Source organism: Arthrobacter sp. NPDC090010 (assembly GCF_044748305.1).
Classification (GTDB): domain Bacteria; phylum Actinomycetota; class Actinomycetes; order Actinomycetales; family Micrococcaceae; genus Arthrobacter_E.
Genome location: NZ_JBIVFT010000002.1, coordinates 243303 through 260799 on the forward strand (window position 1 = coordinate 243303; position 17497 = coordinate 260799).

The following is a 17497-nucleotide window of genomic DNA, read 5'->3' on the forward strand; positions in this document are numbered from 1 at the left end:
ATGTGCCCCGCACATCGCCGACGTTCAAGTGTGCTGGGAGTTCAGATCACCCTATCGATCCTGCTTCCCCAGGAGTGCGTCGATCTCCGCGCGAGACGGCGACGTCGCTGGACCCCTCCTGGTGACCGCCACCGCCGCAGCAGCATTCGCCCGGCGGACCGATGCGACGAGTTTTCGTCCCTGAGCCAGCCCGGCGCAAAGAACCCCGGTGTGGGCATCACCGGCGCCGTTGGTGTCGACAGCTGCGACAGGGAACGACTCGACGTGCAGAACAGGCTCCCCCGGGCCGGCGACCCAGGCCCCATCTCTATTGGCACGCACGACCGTCGTGACGTTCAACGCGGTTCCGATAGCTTCCGCTAGCGTCGCGGCATCCTCTCCTTCAATTCCCAAGCGCGCGGCGAGAACACGGGCCTCGGACTCGTTGGTGGTCCACACCGTGGTGTGTGCGATCACGCGTGAGAGAAGCTCCTCAGGGATCTGGCCGATCATCGGTGAGGGGTCAACCACGACATGTACGCCATATGGCAGTTCGGGCAGCCAGTCGGCGATCACCCCACCGTTGTGCTGATGGTAGAGGGAGTATCCGCTGACGTAGACGACATCCCCTTCCCGGACCCTGGCGGCTTCCAGATCCTTCATGGTGAGGTAGCCCTCGGCACCGAGCGTGGAAACGAAGGTTCGTTCTGCAGAAGCATCGACGATCGCCACGCTGAAACCGGTATCGACGGTGGGAACAGCGTCCTGGGTGACGGTGATGCATTCCTCCGCCATGGCGTACCGGACGATGTCTCCGAATCGCCCGGTCCCGTGTCCTCCGAGGTAGAGCACATCGGAACCGTCCCGGCTGGCAGCCGCCATGACGTTGAACCCGCCGCCTGCAGTGATCTGGTGTGAGGTGGCGAAGACATCGCCACCCGCCACGGGGAGCGAGGGCACATTCATGACAAGATCAACGACCGCTTGCCCGGTGTGGATCACACGGCCCCTCATGAGCCCTGTCCGATCGTCGTGCGCAGGGAAGCTGGGCCGCGCGCAATACTGAGCACGAAGTAGAGCGAACCGGCCAGAAGAAAGGCCACGACCCAGCCAAGTCCGTTCTGTCCGACCCAGGTGTCGTAGAAGGCCCCGGTGAACCAGACGTCGTCGGCCGTCACCTGTGCTCGGGTGAACAAGTATCCGATGATGGCGCCCACCAGCCAGGAGCTGAGAGCCCGCCATTCGACACCGTTCCTGTACCAGTAGCCGGAGGTGCGTGAGAGGTTCATGAGCCCGGCCTCGTCATACTCCCGGCGGCGGACCAGATCAATGAGGAAGACCGCCACCCAGGCAGTGATGGGCACAGACAACAGCGAGATGAAAGTGATGAATGGCCCGTAGAAACTCGAAGCGAACAGCATGAAGTAGATCGACCCGATGGTCGTCACGATCACATCAGCGACGACGGCGTAAACGCGTTGGATGCGAATCCCGAGTGTCAGGAGAGTCAGTCCCGCCGAGTACACGGAGAGGTGGTTGGAGAGCAGCAACCCGCCGAACGCCGCAACAAGGTAAGGAACCGCAACCCATTCGGGGAGCATGGCGCGGATCGCGGCAACAGGATCGCCGGCGGTGGCCAGAGACGGATCGCCCGCAGAAAGGAGACCCCCGAGCCCGATGAGGAGGACGAGTGGAATTCCTGCGCCCGCGGCGGCGGAAACGACCAGATGTCCGGCTCGGACCGCGGGGGCCTGGTATCGCGACATGTCTGCGCCGGAGTTGGCCCAGCCGATGCCGGTACCGCCCGCGATGATGCCGATACCGATGATCATGGCGGCTGTGGACCCCGCGGGGGTGGAAGTGACCGCCGCCCAATCGACGGTGGCGACAAGGAAGACCGCGACGAACACATTCAATGCTCCGAAGACCCAGGTCGCGTATTTCTGCACCGTCACAAGAAATCCGTGCCCCATCCCGGAGACGGCAACGGTGAGGATCACGAAGATCAGAATGCATGCGATGGCGAGCCCTGGCACATCGTGTGCACCGGGTGCAGTGTGGAAAAGCAGCGTCGACAACGACAGCAAAGCGAAGGCCGCCGTCGTCGTGTTGACGGTCTCCCAACCCCATCGTGACACCAACGAGACCAAGGTCGGGAGGATGTTGCCCCTGACGCCGAATACCGCGCGACTGAGCGTCAGACTCGGGGCACCACCACGACGGCCTGCAACGGAGACCGCGCCAACGACGGCGAACGAACCGAACGAACCGATGACGGCTACGACGATGGCCTGCCAGAAGTTCAGTCCAAGGGCCACGAGTGTGGCGCCGAGTGGGATGCCGAGGATGGAGATGTTCGCGGCGAACCAGACCCAGAACAGCTGCAATGGCCTACCGGTGCGCTCCGCGACTGGCACTGGCTCGATACCGCGCTGCTCGAACGACGACAGCGCACCGGCGCTGGACGCGACATGGGCCGGTTCGACTTCCATAGGCATGACAATGCTCCTTTGCATGATGCGAGGCAGAACGATGATCAGTGGAGAGGTGTGAACCCACGACGCAGTTTGAGAAGGGCCTGAGCAATCGGTCCGACGGTGAGGCCGGAGACATCGAGGACCTGGGCGATCACGGGCGATGGAGCCGGCGGCTCATCTGAGGTCGCCCCGAGCATCGCTCCGGCGATTGCTGCGACCGTATCCGTGTCACCACCGAGAGAGGACGCAGAGCAGAGTGCCTCGAACGGACGTCCCTCGTAGTGGCGAAGGAGCACGATCGCAGCAACCACGGACTCCTGGCTACTGACAGAGGTGCCGACCACGTCCATGACGAAGTCCCCGACCGCGGCATCATCGAACTCTTTGGCAGTCTTCAGTGCCCAGCGCGCCTTAGCGGGAACTGAGGCCCCTGCGGCCCAGTGTCCGAGCCCGGTCGCGGCGTCTCCTAGGCGCAACCCGTATTCGAGGGCCTCTGGAACGGAGGCTCCATCAATACCCGCGCTCACGACACCCGCCACGACTGACGCAGCGGCGAGAGCAATGGCCGTGTTGTGTGTGGGACGGCTTGCAGACACGACGGCCTCAAGCAGCAGCTCGCCCTCGGAAGCAGGGATCGCGATTCCGATCGGAGCGATGCGCATTGCCGCGCCGTTCGTCGTACCGTGGCGGCCACTCTCATCAGGAGAAACGCCCGCCGCGAGGGCATCGAGCGCCGCTTTGGTCGACGGTCCGAGAAGGTCGAGGGACCCGCGGGCACGCATGTCGTCCTCCCAGGCTTGCAGCGCACGGGCGAGAGCGAGGGCGTCGATGCGCCCGCCGCCGTCAATCAGCAGCTTGGCGACGAGCAGTGCCTGCTCCGTATCGTCGGTCACAGCCCCGGCGGGCATGCCGGGTGCGATCGGCTGGTCAGGAATCGCGTCCCGCAGTCGGTCGATCGGACCGTAGCGACGGGCGATCTCCGCCCGGCTCATACTCTGAGTGGGCATGCCGAGAGCATCGCCGACGGCGAGTCCGATCAGAGAGTTGTCAGCGCGCGTCATGGACGATCTCCAAAGGCGATGCGGAGGCTGAAGTGCTCGGGGTCAAGATAGGAGACGACATGCTCCACGAAGTCTCCGGACCGCGAAAAGGATGTCCTGGTGGACCGCAAGAACGAAACACCAACGGCCCGTCCCAGGACCAGTGCGAGTTCCCGGTCAAGCGGCTCGACACTCAACAGTTGTTCGCCCCGTACGGCTCGGAACCCGGCAGCGGCGAGGGTCGCTGTGAGTGAGCCGTTGATGAGTCCTGAATCGGGAATGCCCCTCAGGTCTCCGACGGCGGGAACCAGGGCGCTCTCGTAAGAGACCGCGGTACCATCCGCCAGTCTGCGGACACGGCGCACAAGGATCGTCTCTGCCGCTCCCAAGGAAGGGTCGAGACTCGGCAAGACCGACGCCGGCTGGTGGGTGACACCAAGAACCTCGACGTTCAGACTGATTCCTCCAACGGCGAATGCGTCCGCCCAGCCCCGTGGAGTGTCCAGCGCGACCCCGTCAAAGGTGACGAAGGACCCGACACCCATCTGGGTGTTCACGAGGCTGCGCCGCTGCAACTCACCGATGGCCTGCCGGATCGTGCCTCGGCTGACCTGCAACTCGCGTGCCAGGTCGGCCTCGCCCGGGAGCCTCTCCCCGTCCATGAGCTCGCCGTCCCGGATACGTCCTTCAAGCAGCGAAGCGACACGCTGATACTTGGCATTCATGCTTCTCACCATCAATTGGACCTGTCTATACCTGTCCATATTGAGGTGTGTCATCGTCCGCTGTCAATCACCGCTCAGCTGAAGATCGCCTTCGTGAAAACCACCGCCCGCTGCACTTCAGGGAGCTGCTGTGTAAGTCCACAGCCGTAGACCTCGCACAGCTCGCCGGCGAGCCCTACATCATGTATGACGCCGCTCCAGGAATCCGCAATGTGACCGACGCCTTCGCTGCGCGCGGCCTCCAGCCCAAAATCAAGGCGAAAGTCACTCAGATCAGTCTTGTCGAAGCGCTCGTCGGCCGCGGATTGGGTTATGGCCTGCTCATGTCTCGACCCAACGCCCTGCCGATGAGCACCGAGGGCCGCCCGGTTGTCATTCGGCCGCTCGATCCGCCGGTCACCGTTTCACACATCGTCGCGATCTGGCCCAACGATATGAAGCTCACTCCGCGAGCTTCGGCACTTCTCGACTTCGCTGAGGAACGGTTTGCCGGCAACGGTCATCCCAGCGATTTCCCACAGCGTGAGAAGCCTACGCAACGGAAGCGCAGTGGGGGACGGTTCAAGCCGCCGACGCCGGCCGCCGTCGTACTCAGACCTGACAGACGACGACGGCCTGCCGCGCCATCGGAGATGACAGCACGACAGGCCGCGAGGAGGGACCGAGAAGTCAGACGCTCCAGCAATTCGAAATCTGGGGAACTCCGGCGAAGCGCGCCTCGAGGAAGGCGAACTCTTCAACGAAGCTCGGAACGGCCCCACCCACGTGGGTCGGAAATCCGTTGGGGCTGAAGACGATGTTCGCCCCTTGCGTGCACCAACGCTTGGCGAGCCCCTTGCCTGCGGCATAGGGCACGACGTCGTCCAGCGCAGAGTGGGTGACGCGAACCGGCGCATTGGGCTTCAGGGTTCCGATGAGCTGATCGTCGATGATCTTGTTCCACGGAGCCTTCGCCGCGATACCCGTGAATCCTTCTCCGCTGTCCGTCAATGTGGAGAGTTGCCGGAACGCGTTGCTGGGGAGATCGAAGGTGCAATGCCGCGTGACGTCTGCGGCGACCTTGTTCCCGGCAGCATTGAGCGTACCGTCGAGATCCACATGGTACGAGGCCGCGAGGCCGTCCACGGCGAAGAGGAGGAATTCGGCGTAGAGGCTTCCGTCGAGTGCCTTGCCGACGATCCGCAGATCCGCCGGAACAGCACCCGCGAGAGTACCCTTGATCGGCAGTTCCGGCGCGTAGGAAGCCGCCAGCTCAGCGGCCGAGGCCGCCGCGCCGCCGCCCTGCGAGTAGCCCGCAATGGCCACTGGGCTCTTGCTCAGCCCCAGGCCCGGGAGCTGGCGAGCGGCCCGTGCGATATCCAGTGCGGCGTGCCCCTGAGAGAGGCGATCCATGTAACTGTGGACGCCGGGCGTGCCGAGACCCTCGTAGTCGGTGATCGCCACCGCATAGCCACGAGCGACAAGACCTGCAACGAAGATCTCCTCGTATTCGGCACCGAAGCTGAGGAGGCGGGAGGGTGCGCAGCGGTCCGCGAGGCCTTGCGTGCCGGGCGTGTACGAGACGAGAGGCCGGGTGCCGCGGCCGATCCACGGCGCCTTGGGCGTGATCACGGTCCCCGTGACCGCGATCGGTTTGCCGGTCCGGTCCGTGGAGGTGTACATGATCCGCTGCGAGGTGATGACGATGCCGCTGGCATTGAGCGGGTCCAGCACGAAGCCCGTAGGCTCGCTGCGAATCACCGCCCCCGTGGATGCCGGGAGCTGGGCCGGTGGCTGATAGAACACGGGACGGCTCGCATCGTCCGGATCGCTGGGGACCGCTGCTTGGGCCGGAGCGGGCACGGAGAGCAGCGCCAGTGCTGCGAACAAGGGAATCAGAAACGTCGCGCCGATGCGACGGGTGGTGCTTGGCATACCGGGTTCCTTCCGGTGAAGGCGAGAGGGAGATGTCAGGAGCATGAGTGACCCTCGCTTGATGACTTGAAGTTACTGGAGGGTAACTTCAGGAGTCAAGGACTTTTTCCGGCCGGCTCGTACGGCGCGTGTGATCGCCAGGAGACTAGTGGAGAGACGATGCCGGAAAACCCGTCACTCGCCAGGCGGCGTCAGCTGATCGTTGAGCGGGCCGATTCCGGAGCCGATGAGTAGTCGACGACGCCGATGACATTGCCGAACGGGTCGGCCACTTCGACCACCATTCCGGTGCGGATCTTCAACGGGCCATTGATGATCGCCACGCCGGCAAGCGTGAGCTCCGCCGCCGCTTCCTCCGCGTCGACGACCTCCAGCCAGAGACGGGGCCCGCGGCCTTCAGTCAGCGCGCCTCCGGGACGTTGCCTGAGCACCAAACCGGGTTCCTCCCGGCCGATCCGGTACCCGACGACGCCGGCTTCAGGGAAGTAGCACTTCTCGGCAAGCCCCAGCAGCTCTCCGTAGAACCGGCGCGCCTCGCCCACGTCCGCAACATCGAGCACGATGTTGTCGATGCCGAGAATCCTCACGACGCCCTCCCCCGCACATGCTCCGCAAGCGCAGCACGTTGCTGCGCTGGAAGTTCATGCCAGCGGCACCCGGCGATTGCGCCGGCGAGCGCGAGCAGACTATGGACGCAATCGAACTCCGCCGCCTGCCGCAGCTCCTCCCAAACCTCGACGGCGCCACGCTCCCGCAGCGTCGCCAGATCCTCGATCCCGATCCGCTCCAATCCGGCGGCAAGCTTCGGCCCGATGTTGACCACGCCCTGGAGTTCCTCTCGGCTCATGAGTCCGTCCACCTTTCCAGGCCGAATGCGGAAAGGGCTTCGGTGAAGGCAGCTCCGAGGAACCGGGAGCTTTCGGAGTCAGCGGCGGACCGCAGGCGGACCGGACCCGCGAGCGGAGCCTTCCTGAGCAATCGCAGGCCGTCTTCCGTCAAGGTCAAGACCCGCACTCGACGGTCCGAGTCCAACGGTGAGCTGACGAGCAATCCGAGGCGCACGATGCGGTCGACGACCTGGCCCAGAGTCGCCGGATGCATGGCGAGCCGGTTCCTCAGCTCGACCAGGGTGATCTCACCCTCCGCGATAATCCGCAGAATCGCGAGTTGTCCGCCCGTGATTCCGAACTCTGAGCGCAGATGTCGATCGAACGCTGCGAGAGCGTCCGACAATCGCATCCAGGCACGAATGGCGGCAACCCCATCCGTCGAAACCGCTGTTCCCATCACCTTTTTACTATGTGCCACATAGTAATTGTGGTCAAGCCTTCAGAAGGCCACAAACCACAACGAAAGGACCCTGCCCCGCATGATGCGGGACAGGGTCCTTGTCTTTTCGGTGGAGGTAAGGGGATTCGAACCCCTGACCTTCTGCATGCCATGCAGACGCGCTACCAACTGCGCCATACCCCCGTATTGAGTTGTTTTCCCGCGTTCTGGGTGATCATTCCCGGCCGCGGCAACTCATCCACTATAGACCACTGCGGCTCTGAGCAGCAAATCCATAGGGTCGCTCAGGCGCTGGCCTCCTCCTGCGAAGGATGCTCCGGAAGCTGCAGATCGACCACCGGGCAATCCTGCCAGAGACGCTCCAGAGCGTAGAAGACACGCTCCTCACCGTGCTGGATGTGAACCACCACATCGGAGAAGTCCAGCAGGATCCAGCGGCCTGCGGCACGGCCTTCCTGGCGGAGGATCTTGCGGCCGCTGGCGATCAGCTGATCCTCGATCTCGTCGGCGATGGACTTCACCTGCCGCTCAGTGGATGCGGAAGCGATCACGAAGATATCCGAGAAGGGCATCCTCTCACTGACATCAAGGGCGAGAATCTCCTCGCCCTGTTTGTCGTCTGCGGCCTTGCCGATCAGGCGGGCCGTCTCAATGGCTGAAGCGCTGGCGCTCACATGTCTCCTTCATAAGCCTTCGTCAGGCGATGCGGCTCCGGCCGATATGCCGGAGTACTTGAGGTCTTGGTCAGTGTCCCCCGCCGACCGTGATCACCATGATCACGCCGATCAGCAAGGCCAGGGCGCCGACACCGAGCGCGCCCCAATGCAGCAGACGGAGCCGGTTGGCCGTCTGAATACCGGCCGTGCCCGCGTCGAGCGGATCCAGACCGTGAGCGTTCCGTGCGGCCACCGGCGTCGTCGCGCGCGACCCGTCCGCCGCTGATGCTGCCACCGGCGACGGAACGGGAACCGCCGTCGGGGCCTTCTGCGGCCTCGGTGGCGCAGTGGGCTGTGCAGCGACGACGGCGTCAGCCTCGCTGCCCCGTTCCTGCTCAGGAGCTGCCTGGCCGCCCGGCTCGTCCGTCGCCTCCACGGGGGCTCCGCCGTCCAGCGTGGTCAGCTCTTCGCCATCATCCGCGACAGCGAGTGCCTCAGCCTGGGCGAGCAGCTGTGCACGCCGTCCAGGCTTGCGAGACTTGCCGCTCTTGACCGGCCTCTCCCCCTCGGCCGGAGCCTCCACCCGCTGCACGCGTGCGGTTTCGGGAGCCCCGTCCGCGGAAGCCGCAGGCCGGACATTGACGGCGTACGGAACCTGCGTGGTGGGCGTCCTGACGACGGGGTGCCCGACGCCGGGGATCTGGACCGTCTCCTGGCGAGCCATGGAGCCGAGATTGTGGGCCTGAGTGGGCACCGAACTGGTGGAAGCGCCATCCTTGGCGCTCTTGGCGTCCTCTGCGTCCCGCGCAAGCTCTTCCTTGCGCTGCGCCCGCTGGTTCAGGATCGCGGCGCGCTCAGCCATGGCGATCTGCTCGGCCAGGACCTCCTGGTCGACGGCACCGGCGTCTGCCCCGCCGTTCTCCGCCAGCTTCGCGAAGTACTCCTGGGCCTGCACCGTGAACTGCTGCCGCGCAGCGAGAGCATCCTCAACGCTCATTCCGTCCGGGAGCGGCTCCCCGGCATCCTTGGAGGTGACCTTCAGTGGTTCGGTGAGGGCTCCTGGGCCGACGGAGACGCCCATGTTCGGGCGTTCGCCCGAAGCCCCGGGCGTGCCGCTCCCCTGTGCCGGGGGCACCACGGGCCGCTGCGTGGTCTCAGCGGCCAGCTCCTGGAGCCGTCGCTGGCGGCGCGTCGGAGTGCCGCCGCTGAGCTGCTCTTCCTTGGCAGCGAGGTCCTTGATGGTGCGCAGCGCAGCACGATCCCTCGCACGCAGCTGGGAGCTTCGCTCAGGACGGTCCGGCAGGGCGTCCACCGGCCCTCCGGCGACCCTGCGAGTGCGCGCGGTGACCGGGCCGGACTGTTCCTCCGGTCGAGGGACATCCTGGATCAGCTGTTCCTGGGCCTCAGACGCTGGCCCTGACGTGGCGTCCGCCGAGTCGGGAAGTTCCTCCTCCGGGGACACCTGCGCAGCGCCCACAGCATCTGCCGTGGCACGCTCCCGCGCTTCGCGTATCTGGCGTCGTGTACGGAAAGGTTGTTCTTCCTGACTCATCAGTTCATCATCCAGTGCCGTTCAGAGTGTCCGGGCATTCCTGCTGCAGGAGTACCCCCAAGGTTTCAATCCTACTGTCCCTGTGAAGGAACGACCGGGGTGTTCGCAAGGTTCCCCGGAAGGGTGGGCGACATACCGTTTTCGTAGAGCCCGTACTTCGCAATGTACTGCACCACGCCATCCGGCACGAGGTACCAGACCGGATTTCCCGCGGCGACCCGAGCCCGGCAGTCGGTGGAGGAGATCGCCATGGCGGGCACCTCCAGCACGCTCACGTTCTCGCGGTCCAGGTGAGGCAGCTCGTGCCCCGGGCGCGAGACCCCCACGAAATGTGCCAAATCCCACATCTGCTCCGAGTCTTTCCAGGACACGATCTGAGCCATGGCATCGGCCCCCGTGATGAAGAACAGATCCGAATCGGGGCGCTGTGCGCGCAGATCCCGCAGGGTGTCGATCGTGTAGGTCAGACCAGGACGGTCGATGTCCACGCGACTGACTGTGAAGCGCGGGTTCGAAGCCGTGGCGATGACCGTCATGAGATAACGGTGCTCCGCAGGGCTGACGCGCTTCTTGGCTTTCTGCCATGGCTCACCTGTGGGGACGAAGACCACTTCGTCCAGATGGAACTTGGCGGCCACCTCGCTGGCGGCCACCAAGTGTCCGTGGTGGATCGGATCGAAGGTGCCGCCCATCACTCCCAGTCGGTGACGACGCGGCTCCTGGCCGGGGCCTGGAATGTCAGTGACCCTGACCGTGATCGTGCTTGTTGGTGTGCTGCCGGTGCGGATCAGCGTGCTCTTCCACGGCCTCGTGACGATTGCCCAGGTTCAGGAAGGACAGCGTGACCAGCAGCAGAACGATCAGGAAACCGAGCATGACGCCGCCGATCACGAACGGCGGGGCGATCAGCGGAGCCAGCTCCTCGTGACCGCCCTCGGCGCTTGCGTTGATGACAGTGGTGGCCAACTGAGCCAGCATGGTGTTCCCTTCAAAGTGTTCCAGCCCGGATCGCTCCGGTGGCGGGCGGCTGGGCCGTCCACCGTGACTTCCTTCAATCCTAGTCTGTTCCGGCCACAGCCGGATTCAGCGCGCCGCGCACTCGCGTCTCAGGGACGCGTCTGCCCCTCGCCCTGAACGATCCACTTCGTGGTGGTCAGCTCGCCGAGACCCATGGGACCCCGCGCGTGCAGCTTCTGCGTCGAGATGCCGACCTCCGCACCGAGCCCGAACTCACCGCCGTCGGTGAAACGCGTGGAAGCGTTCACGATCACCGCGGCCGAATCGATCTCGGCGATGAACTTCTCCGCGTTCCGCAGGTCATTGGTCAGGATCGCCTCGGTATGCCCCGTGCTCCAGGCCCTGATGTGTTCCAGGGCCTCGTCCATGCTGTCGACCATCGCGACCGCAAGATCCAGGTCCAGGTACTCGGTGGCCCAATCGGTGTCCGTGGCGGCGAGAACGTCCTCCCCCGGAGGCAGCAGTGCCGCGACCCGGCCGTCGACATGCAGCCGCACCCCGGCCTCGCGGAGCGCGCGGGCGACGGCAGGAAGCACCGTCGAGCGTGAGTTCACCAGAAGGGTCTCCACGGTGTTGCACACACTCGGACGCTGAGTCTTGGCGTTCAGCAGGATGTTCACGGCCATGTCCTCGGATGCGGACTCATCGAGGTAGACATGGACGTTGCCCTCACCCGTCTCGATGACCGGCACCGTGGAGTTCCTCACGACCGTCTGGATGAGTTCCCGTCCGCCGCGAGGGATCAGGACATCCACCTTGCCGTAGGCCCGCATCAGAACATTGGCGCCCTCACGGCCGAAGGCGTCGACGCTCTGCACGGCATCGGCGGGCAGACCGACGGAATCCAGAGCATCGCGGAGAATCTCCACGAGCGTCTCGTTCGTCGTCGCAGCGGCTGAGCCCCCGCGCAGGATCACGGCGTTGCCCGCCTTCAATGCGAGGCCTGCGATGTCCACGGTCACATTGGGGCGGGCCTCGTAAATGGCGGCCACCACGCCCATGGGTACGCTCACCTGACGCAGGCGCAGCCCGTTCGGCAGTGTCTGACCGCGGACCACCGTGCCGACCGGATCGGGCTGGGAGGCCAGATTCTCCAAAGCATCGGCGAGACCCTGGATCCGGGCCGGTGAAAGACTCAGACGGTCCAGCATCGCCTTCGATGTGCCGGCTTCACGGCCACGGGCCAGATCATCGGCATTCGCCGTCAGAATCCGTGGGGTGTGTTCCACCAGCGCTGCGGCGATCGCTCGCAGTGCCTCGTCCTTGCGTGCGCGGGTGGCGCGTGCAATACGGCGGGAGGCCAGGCGGGCCCGGTCTGCGATCGCATGGACGGCGTGCTCGACGTCGTCCGCACGCTCGCTGACGAGCCCTGCGGAGATGGAAGTGTCAGTCATGACACAAGTTTAGGTCAGGCGACCGTTCACAAGACCACGAGGTCGTCAACATGGACGACTTCGCGTTCATATTCGTGGCCGAGTTCCTGTGCCAGTTCCTTGGTGGACCGTCCCAGCATCTTCGGCAGCTCGTGAGCGGAATAGTTGACCAGGCCACGCGCCACCGGTTCGCCGTCCGGCGAGACGAGATCGACCGGGTCGCCTGATTCGAAATCACCCCGCACGCCCGTGATACCCGCAGGCAGCAGGGAGCGGTGGTTCCGCGTCACGGCGCGGACAGCACCGGCGTCGAGCACGATCTCGCCGCGCGAGGTGGCCAGATGAGCCAGCCAGAGCAGTCTGATGGGTTTGCGTTCCCCTTGCACGGCGAACCACGTGCCCACATCGTCACCCCGAAGAGCCTCCTGCGCGCGAGCCGTGGAGGTGACCAGTGCGGGGATCCCTGAGGTGGCCGCGATGCTCGCGGCCTGGACCTTCGTAGCCATGCCGCCGGTCCCGACTCCCGCTTTGCCTGCGCTCCCGACGACGACGCCGGCCAGGTCATCCGCATGCCGCACCTCGGCGATGCGCTGGGCGCCGTCCTTGGGCGGGCCGTCGTAGACCGAATCGACATCCGAGAGCAGCAGTAGCGCATCCGCGCGCACGAGGTGGGCCACCAGGGCCGCGAGCCGGTCGTTGTCGCCGAAGCGGATCTCGTGGGTCGCGACGGTGTCGTTCTCGTTGACGATCGGCACGACCCCCAGGTTCAACAGGCGGTCCAAAGCGCGGAAGGCGTTGGTGTGCTGGGTACGCCGGACCAGATCGTCAGCCGTCAGGAGCACCTGACTCACCGTGATCCCGTGGACTGAGAAGGCCTGCGTGTAGCGGGACATCAGCCGCCCCTGCCCCACGCTCGCCGCGGCCTGCTGGGTCGCCAGATCCCTGGGCCGGCGTGCCAGCCCAAGAGGTGCAAGCCCAGCCGCGATGGCACCCGAGGACACCAGGATGACCTCGGTCCCGGCGTTGCGCCGACCGGCCAGGGCCTCCACGAGAGAGAGCACCGCCTCCTCGGAGATGCCTCCCTTGATGCTCGTCAGGGAGGAGGACCCGACCTTGACCACCACACGTTTGGCGTCCCGCAGGACCTCCCGTCCGCCAGGGGCGAGCGAGTCCAGACTCATACGAGGTCCTCGTCGTCTCCGAAGTCGCGCTCCACGGCGCCCAGGCGTTCCTCCTGACGGCGCTGACTGGAATCGGTCCAGATGCCGGCCTTGCGCTCCGCTTCCAGTTCAGCCCGGGTGGCCGCACGGGCATCCCGGCGGTCCTGCTGCTCCTCACGCTTCTGGGCGCGGGTGGGCCGGGCCCCCGTGTCGGCGATACGGATGTCGGTGCCGCGCGGTGATGCGAGCAGTTCGGCACCGGCAGCCATGGTCGGTTCCCAATCGAAGACCACGCCGCCGTCGTCGCCGATCACGACCGTGTCCCCGGGCTTGGCGCCCATCTTGAACAGTTCGGTCTCCACACCCAGCTTCGCCAGACGATCCGCCAGGTAGCCGATGGCTTCCTCGTTCTCGAAGTCGGTCTGCTTGACCCATCGCTCGGGCTTCTCACCGCGCACCCGGAAGAGGGGCTCCAGGTTGCGCTCCTCCCGGCGGATCGTGAAACCGCTCTCGTTGACAGCACACGGACGCAACACCGTGGGAGCGACGGTCGGGGCGGACACCTCGATCTTCTCGCGGGCCTGCTGCACCAGCTCCGCCATGGCGAAACCCAGGGGCCGCAGACCCTCATGGCTGGTGGCAGAGACTTCGAAGACCCGGTAGCCCCGTGCTTCGAGGTCCGGACGGACGAACTCAGCCATGTCCTTGCCATCAGGCAGGTCCACCTTGTTCAGAGCGATGATCTTGGGCCGCTCATTGAGCGGAATGACCTCGCCATCCCCATAGGCCATGTCCACCGCGTAACGCTCGAGTTCGCCCTCGATGATGTCCAGATCGCTCAGCGGATCCCGATCGCTCTCCAAGGAGCCGCAGTCCAGCACGTGCACGATCGCCGCGCAGCGCTCGACATGCCGAAGGAAGTGATGCCCCAGCCCCTTGCCTTCGCTCGCACCTTCGATCAGTCCGGGCACATCGGCGATGGTGAATCGCACGTCCCCGGCCTGGACGACGCCCAGGTTCGGGACCAGCGTGGTGAAGGGGTAGTCTGCGATCTTCGGCCGGGCGGCCGACATCGCTGCGATCAGACTGGACTTGCCGGCCGACGGGAAGCCGACCAGAGCGACGTCGGCGATCGACTTCAGTTCCAGGACGATGTCCCGCTGGTCGCCTTCGACGCCGAGCAGTGCGAAGCCAGGGGCTTTGCGCCGCTGAGAAGCGAGCGAGGAGTTGCCCAGGCCGCCGATACCGCCGGCCGCCGCAATGAACTCCGCGCCGGGCTCGACCAGGTCAGCCAGCAGCGCGCCGTCGCGGTCCTTGACCACGGTCCCCTCGGGCACGGAGAGCACCAGCGTCTCGCCAGCCTTTCCGCCGCGCCAGTCGCCCATGCCCGGGCCGCCGTTGCCGGCGTGCCGGTGCGGCGAGTGGTGGTACTCGAGCAGCGTGGTCACCTGGGGATCGACCCGGAGGATGACGTCGCCGCCGTTGCCGCCGTTACCACCGTCCGGTCCGCCCAGTGGCTTGAACTTCTCCCGATGGACCGAGACACAACCGTGCCCGCCATTGCCGCCGGAGACGTGCAGGACCACGCGGTCCACAAAGCTCGCCACTGGTTCTCCTTTGTTCTGCTGCCGAAGATCCGCGTCGTCGCGCGGCTTCCACAATGATTCTATGGTCCCGGCCAGAGCCTGACCGGGATGTTAAACGCCGATGGGGCGGGCCCGAGGCCCGCCCCATCGAAAAGATGTGCGTCTGATTACTCAGCAGCAGCGCCGACCACGTTGACCACGCGGCGGCCACGGCGGGTGCCGAACTCGACCGCACCGGCCGTGAGGGCGAACAGGGTGTCGTCCTTGCCACGGCCGACGCCGTTGCCCGGGTGGAAGTGGGTCCCACGCTGGCGGACCAGAATCTCACCAGCGGAGACAACCTGACCACCGAAGCGCTTGACGCCGAGGTACTGAGCGTTCGAATCGCGACCGTTGCGAGTGGAGCTCGCGCCCTTCTTATGTGCCATGCCTTATGCCTGCCTTCTAGGTAGAAGTAATCCCGTGAAGGGTCTTACTTGATGCCGGTGATCTTGACGCGGGTCAGTTCCTGACGGTGACCCTGACGCTTCTTGTAACCGGTCTTGTTCTTGTACTTCTGGATGACGATCTTCTTGCCGCGCAGGTCTTCCAGGATTTCGGCAGTGACCTTGACCTTGGCCAGATCGGCAGCCTTCGTGGTGAGCTTGTCACCATCCACCAGCAGGAGGGCAGGCAGCTCGATGGTGCCACCCACTTCACCGGCGACGCGGTTCAGGGTTACGAAGTCTCCAACCGAGACCTTTTCTTGACGGCCGCCGGCGCGGACAATCGCGTACACCACTTGGGAACTCACTTCTCTCGACGAATCTAACTACGTTTGCGTGCAGAACCCTGCCGGATGACCCGACCGGTTCTTGCTGTGCCTCTGCGCCGCCAGGCTCACTACGAGCCTGGAAAAAGGAGTCCGGGAGATTCCTGACGAGGATCTTTCCCGCAATACCCACAAGTTGGCGTTAGCACCGAAGGTCTAGCTTACGCTAATGCTCACCGTTGCTGCAAATGAGGCTGGTCCATAGAGTGCACTGCGTGGTATGCCACACAGGCGCTTCTTTCGACATTCAATTCTAGCTGATCACCGCACCGACCGATGGACCCTGCGATTCGGCGCGTCAAAGAAGTCCACTTCGAAGCCCGAGGACTGAGCGAACGCGTCCTGCATCGCCTCCCACTGGGACGGGGTGGCCCGCTGTGCGGCCCGGGCAGCGTAGCCGATCGCCTGCCGGGTGGATTCGGCGAAGGCCGGATCCGAATAACTCCGCAACCAGGCTGCGTACGGGTGCGAGCCGGGCGCACCCGCGTCCTGGAATTCGCGGAACAGCACCGCGCCGACCTCGGCGTAGAGCCAGTAACAGGGTAGAACCGCCGCCACGAGCACCGCGTATCCCCCCTCAGCGGCGCGAGCCAGCAGATGGTCCACATACTGCTTGGTCTCCGGCCCCTGAGTCTTCGACGCTGCACGTCCGACCAGCCAGGTCCGGTGCAGCTCGGCCTCCACCTCCAGGCACTCCCTGGCACCCTTGGCCCAGAATGCCTGCTCCTCCTCCGTGGGGGCCAGGGCGCTGGCCATGGCCAGCGCCCTGGAGTACGTGTTCAGGTACAGCGCATCCTGGGCCAGGTAATAGGCGAAGTCCGCCTCCCCCAGGGTCCCGTCGCCCAGTGCGGCGATGAACGGCAATGCATAGATCCGCTCCAAATCCGCGGCTGCGACGGCCCACAGCTCCGCGGCGTAACCGTCTGCGTCACGTGCGAATGGCAGCACTCCATGATGGAAGTGGTTCACCGGCCCGTGGCCCGAACCCACCTGAAGCTCATCAGAGGTTCCGAGGGCCTTCAGGAGCCACTGCTTGGCCCGGCCCACGGCCTCCGCCGGTCCGGCTCCCCCGCCGAGCAACGTCGCCAGCGCGGAGGACAGCGAGCAGCCTGTCCCGTGGGTGTTCTCGGTCACCACGCGCGACGCCTCGAAAACGGTGACGTCCGACGCCGACGCACCGCTGAGGTCCACGAGGGCGTCCCAGGACGTATCCCCCTCAAGATGGCCGCCCTTGACCAATACGGACACGCCGTAGGCGGCGGCCAGTCGCTTGCCCTGCTCCAGGGCGTCCTCCCAGTCGGTGGCCGGGGCCTCGTCCAGCAGCGCAGCCAGTTCCGGCACATTCGGTGTCACGACGTCGGCGATCCTCATGAGTCTGCCGAGGGCGGATTCGGCCTCTGCATCGAGGAGACGGTCACCACTGCTGGCCACCATCACCGGGTCCAGAACCACGACGGCAGGGCGGTGTTCCTCCAGCCAGTCCGCGACCACAGCGATGACCTCGGAGTTGCCCAGCATGCCGATCTTGACCGCGTCGATGGTGATGTCCGAGCTCAGGCTGTCCAGCTGACGGGCCAGGAAGTCCGCCGGAGGCACGTGGACGTCGGTCACTCCGTGCGTGTTCTGGGCCGTGAGTGCGGTGATCGCCGCCATGCCGTAGCCGCCCAGCGCCGCAATGCTCTTCAGATCGGCCTGGATACCCGCCCCTCCGCTGGGATCGGAACCTGCGATGCTGAGGACGCGGGGCCGCGGCCGGCCCGCAGGAGGCTGCAGTGGAGAGGTGGCGGGCACACGGGTCATGGGCGAACTCCAATCGGGGATGTGCCACCAATGTAATACAGCGGGGAGCCCGGCCTCAGCCGCACTCCCCGCTGTCTGTCACATCCGGCGTCTCAGCGCTTCACGCACCCGCGCCGC

General features: G+C 65.4%; 18 protein-coding genes, 1 tRNA gene and 1 pseudogene. 1 reads left to right on the top strand and 19 read right to left on the bottom strand.

What is annotated here, in order from left to right; all coding sequences use genetic code 11:
* Nucleotides 1-51: 51 nt before the first annotated feature.
* The 4 genes from ACIPXZ_RS03945 to ACIPXZ_RS03960 are packed head-to-tail and all read right to left on the bottom strand — an operon-like array spanning nt 52 to nt 4221.
* A complete protein-coding gene (locus tag ACIPXZ_RS03945) occupies nt 52-993 on the bottom strand; it encodes a PfkB family carbohydrate kinase (RefSeq protein ID WP_400590834.1) in 942 nt (313 codons plus the stop codon).
* Entirely contained in the window at nt 990-2477 is a 1488-nt protein-coding gene (locus ACIPXZ_RS03950) for a purine-cytosine permease family protein (RefSeq protein WP_400590835.1), read from the bottom strand. The genes ACIPXZ_RS03945 and ACIPXZ_RS03950 overlap by 4 nt, the downstream gene beginning before the upstream one ends.
* A 38-nt stretch (nt 2478-2515) precedes the next feature.
* The gene (locus tag ACIPXZ_RS03955; RefSeq protein WP_400590836.1) at nt 2516-3517 is read right to left on the bottom strand and encodes an ADP-ribosylglycohydrolase family protein; all 1002 of its coding nucleotides are present in this window, start codon (nt 3515-3517) and stop codon (nt 2516-2518) included.
* A complete protein-coding gene (locus ACIPXZ_RS03960) occupies nt 3514-4221 on the bottom strand; it encodes a GntR family transcriptional regulator (RefSeq protein ID WP_400590837.1) in 708 nt (235 codons plus the stop codon). The genes ACIPXZ_RS03955 and ACIPXZ_RS03960 overlap by 4 nt, the downstream gene beginning before the upstream one ends.
* A gap of 47 nt (nt 4222-4268) precedes the next feature.
* Between ACIPXZ_RS03960 and ACIPXZ_RS03965 the strand changes: the two are divergent.
* Nucleotides 4269-4697: pseudogene (locus ACIPXZ_RS03965) on the top strand (LysR substrate-binding domain-containing protein); the annotation flags it as partial.
* A 193-nt stretch (nt 4698-4890) separates the two neighbouring features.
* On the opposite strand, the gene ACIPXZ_RS03970 reads toward ACIPXZ_RS03965, so the two are convergent.
* The 15 genes from ACIPXZ_RS03970 to thiD form a co-directional block, all read right to left on the bottom strand.
* On the bottom strand, nt 4891-6135 hold the full coding sequence (locus tag ACIPXZ_RS03970) for a lipase family protein (protein ID WP_400590838.1): 1245 nt from the start codon (nt 6133-6135) through the stop codon (nt 4891-4893).
* Between the two features lie 191 nt (nt 6136-6326).
* On the bottom strand, nt 6327-6722 hold the full coding sequence (locus tag ACIPXZ_RS03975; RefSeq protein ID WP_400590839.1) for a VOC family protein: 396 nt from the start codon (nt 6720-6722) through the stop codon (nt 6327-6329).
* Nucleotides 6719-6982: a TfoX/Sxy family DNA transformation protein gene (locus ACIPXZ_RS03980; protein WP_400590840.1), complete on the bottom strand. Its 264-nt coding sequence runs from the start codon at nt 6980-6982 to the stop codon at nt 6719-6721. Before ACIPXZ_RS03980 ends, ACIPXZ_RS03975 begins: the two co-directional genes overlap by 4 nt.
* Complete coding sequence (locus ACIPXZ_RS03985; protein ID WP_400590841.1) at nt 6979-7443, bottom strand: MarR family winged helix-turn-helix transcriptional regulator; 465 nt, start codon at nt 7441-7443, stop codon at nt 6979-6981. The genes ACIPXZ_RS03980 and ACIPXZ_RS03985 overlap by 4 nt, the downstream gene beginning before the upstream one ends.
* 92 nt (nt 7444-7535) lie before the next feature.
* Nucleotides 7536-7608 (bottom strand) — tRNA-Ala (locus ACIPXZ_RS03990).
* 101 nt (nt 7609-7709) lie between these two features.
* Complete coding sequence (gene rsfS / locus ACIPXZ_RS03995; RefSeq protein WP_400590842.1) at nt 7710-8099, bottom strand: ribosome silencing factor; 390 nt, start codon at nt 8097-8099, stop codon at nt 7710-7712.
* A 70-nt stretch (nt 8100-8169) separates the two neighbouring features.
* Nucleotides 8170-9633 carry a hypothetical protein gene (locus tag ACIPXZ_RS04000; RefSeq protein ID WP_400590843.1) on the bottom strand — a complete coding sequence of 488 codons (1464 nt, stop codon included), beginning with the start codon at nt 9631-9633 and terminating at the stop codon, nt 8170-8172.
* Between the two features lie 71 nt (nt 9634-9704).
* A complete protein-coding gene (gene nadD, locus ACIPXZ_RS04005; protein WP_400591087.1) occupies nt 9705-10370 on the bottom strand; it encodes a nicotinate-nucleotide adenylyltransferase in 666 nt (221 codons plus the stop codon).
* Nucleotide 10371: 1 nt separating this feature from the next.
* Entirely contained in the window at nt 10372-10611 is a 240-nt protein-coding gene (locus tag ACIPXZ_RS04010) for a hypothetical protein (RefSeq protein ID WP_400590844.1), read from the bottom strand.
* A gap of 128 nt (nt 10612-10739) precedes the next feature.
* A complete protein-coding gene (locus ACIPXZ_RS04015; RefSeq protein WP_400590845.1) occupies nt 10740-12044 on the bottom strand; it encodes a glutamate-5-semialdehyde dehydrogenase in 1305 nt (434 codons plus the stop codon).
* Between the two features lie 26 nt (nt 12045-12070).
* Nucleotides 12071-13204, bottom strand: coding sequence for a glutamate 5-kinase (gene proB / locus ACIPXZ_RS04020; RefSeq protein WP_400590846.1), 1134 nt, complete (start codon nt 13202-13204; stop codon nt 12071-12073).
* Nucleotides 13201-14790 carry a GTPase ObgE gene (gene obgE / locus ACIPXZ_RS04025; protein WP_400590847.1) on the bottom strand — a complete coding sequence of 530 codons (1590 nt, stop codon included), beginning with the start codon at nt 14788-14790 and terminating at the stop codon, nt 13201-13203. Before obgE ends, proB begins: the two co-directional genes overlap by 4 nt.
* A 146-nt stretch (nt 14791-14936) precedes the next feature.
* Nucleotides 14937-15197 (bottom strand): 50S ribosomal protein L27, encoded by a 261-nt coding sequence (rpmA, locus tag ACIPXZ_RS04030; RefSeq protein ID WP_400590848.1) that lies wholly within the window; start codon nt 15195-15197, stop codon nt 14937-14939.
* 44 nt (nt 15198-15241) lie between these two features.
* A complete protein-coding gene (gene rplU / locus ACIPXZ_RS04035) occupies nt 15242-15550 on the bottom strand; it encodes a 50S ribosomal protein L21 (RefSeq protein ID WP_066210498.1) in 309 nt (102 codons plus the stop codon).
* 291 nt (nt 15551-15841) lie between these two features.
* Nucleotides 15842-17380 (bottom strand): bifunctional hydroxymethylpyrimidine kinase/phosphomethylpyrimidine kinase, encoded by a 1539-nt coding sequence (gene thiD, locus ACIPXZ_RS04040; protein WP_400590849.1) that lies wholly within the window; start codon nt 17378-17380, stop codon nt 15842-15844.
* Between the last annotated feature and the right edge of the window lie 117 nt (nt 17381-17497).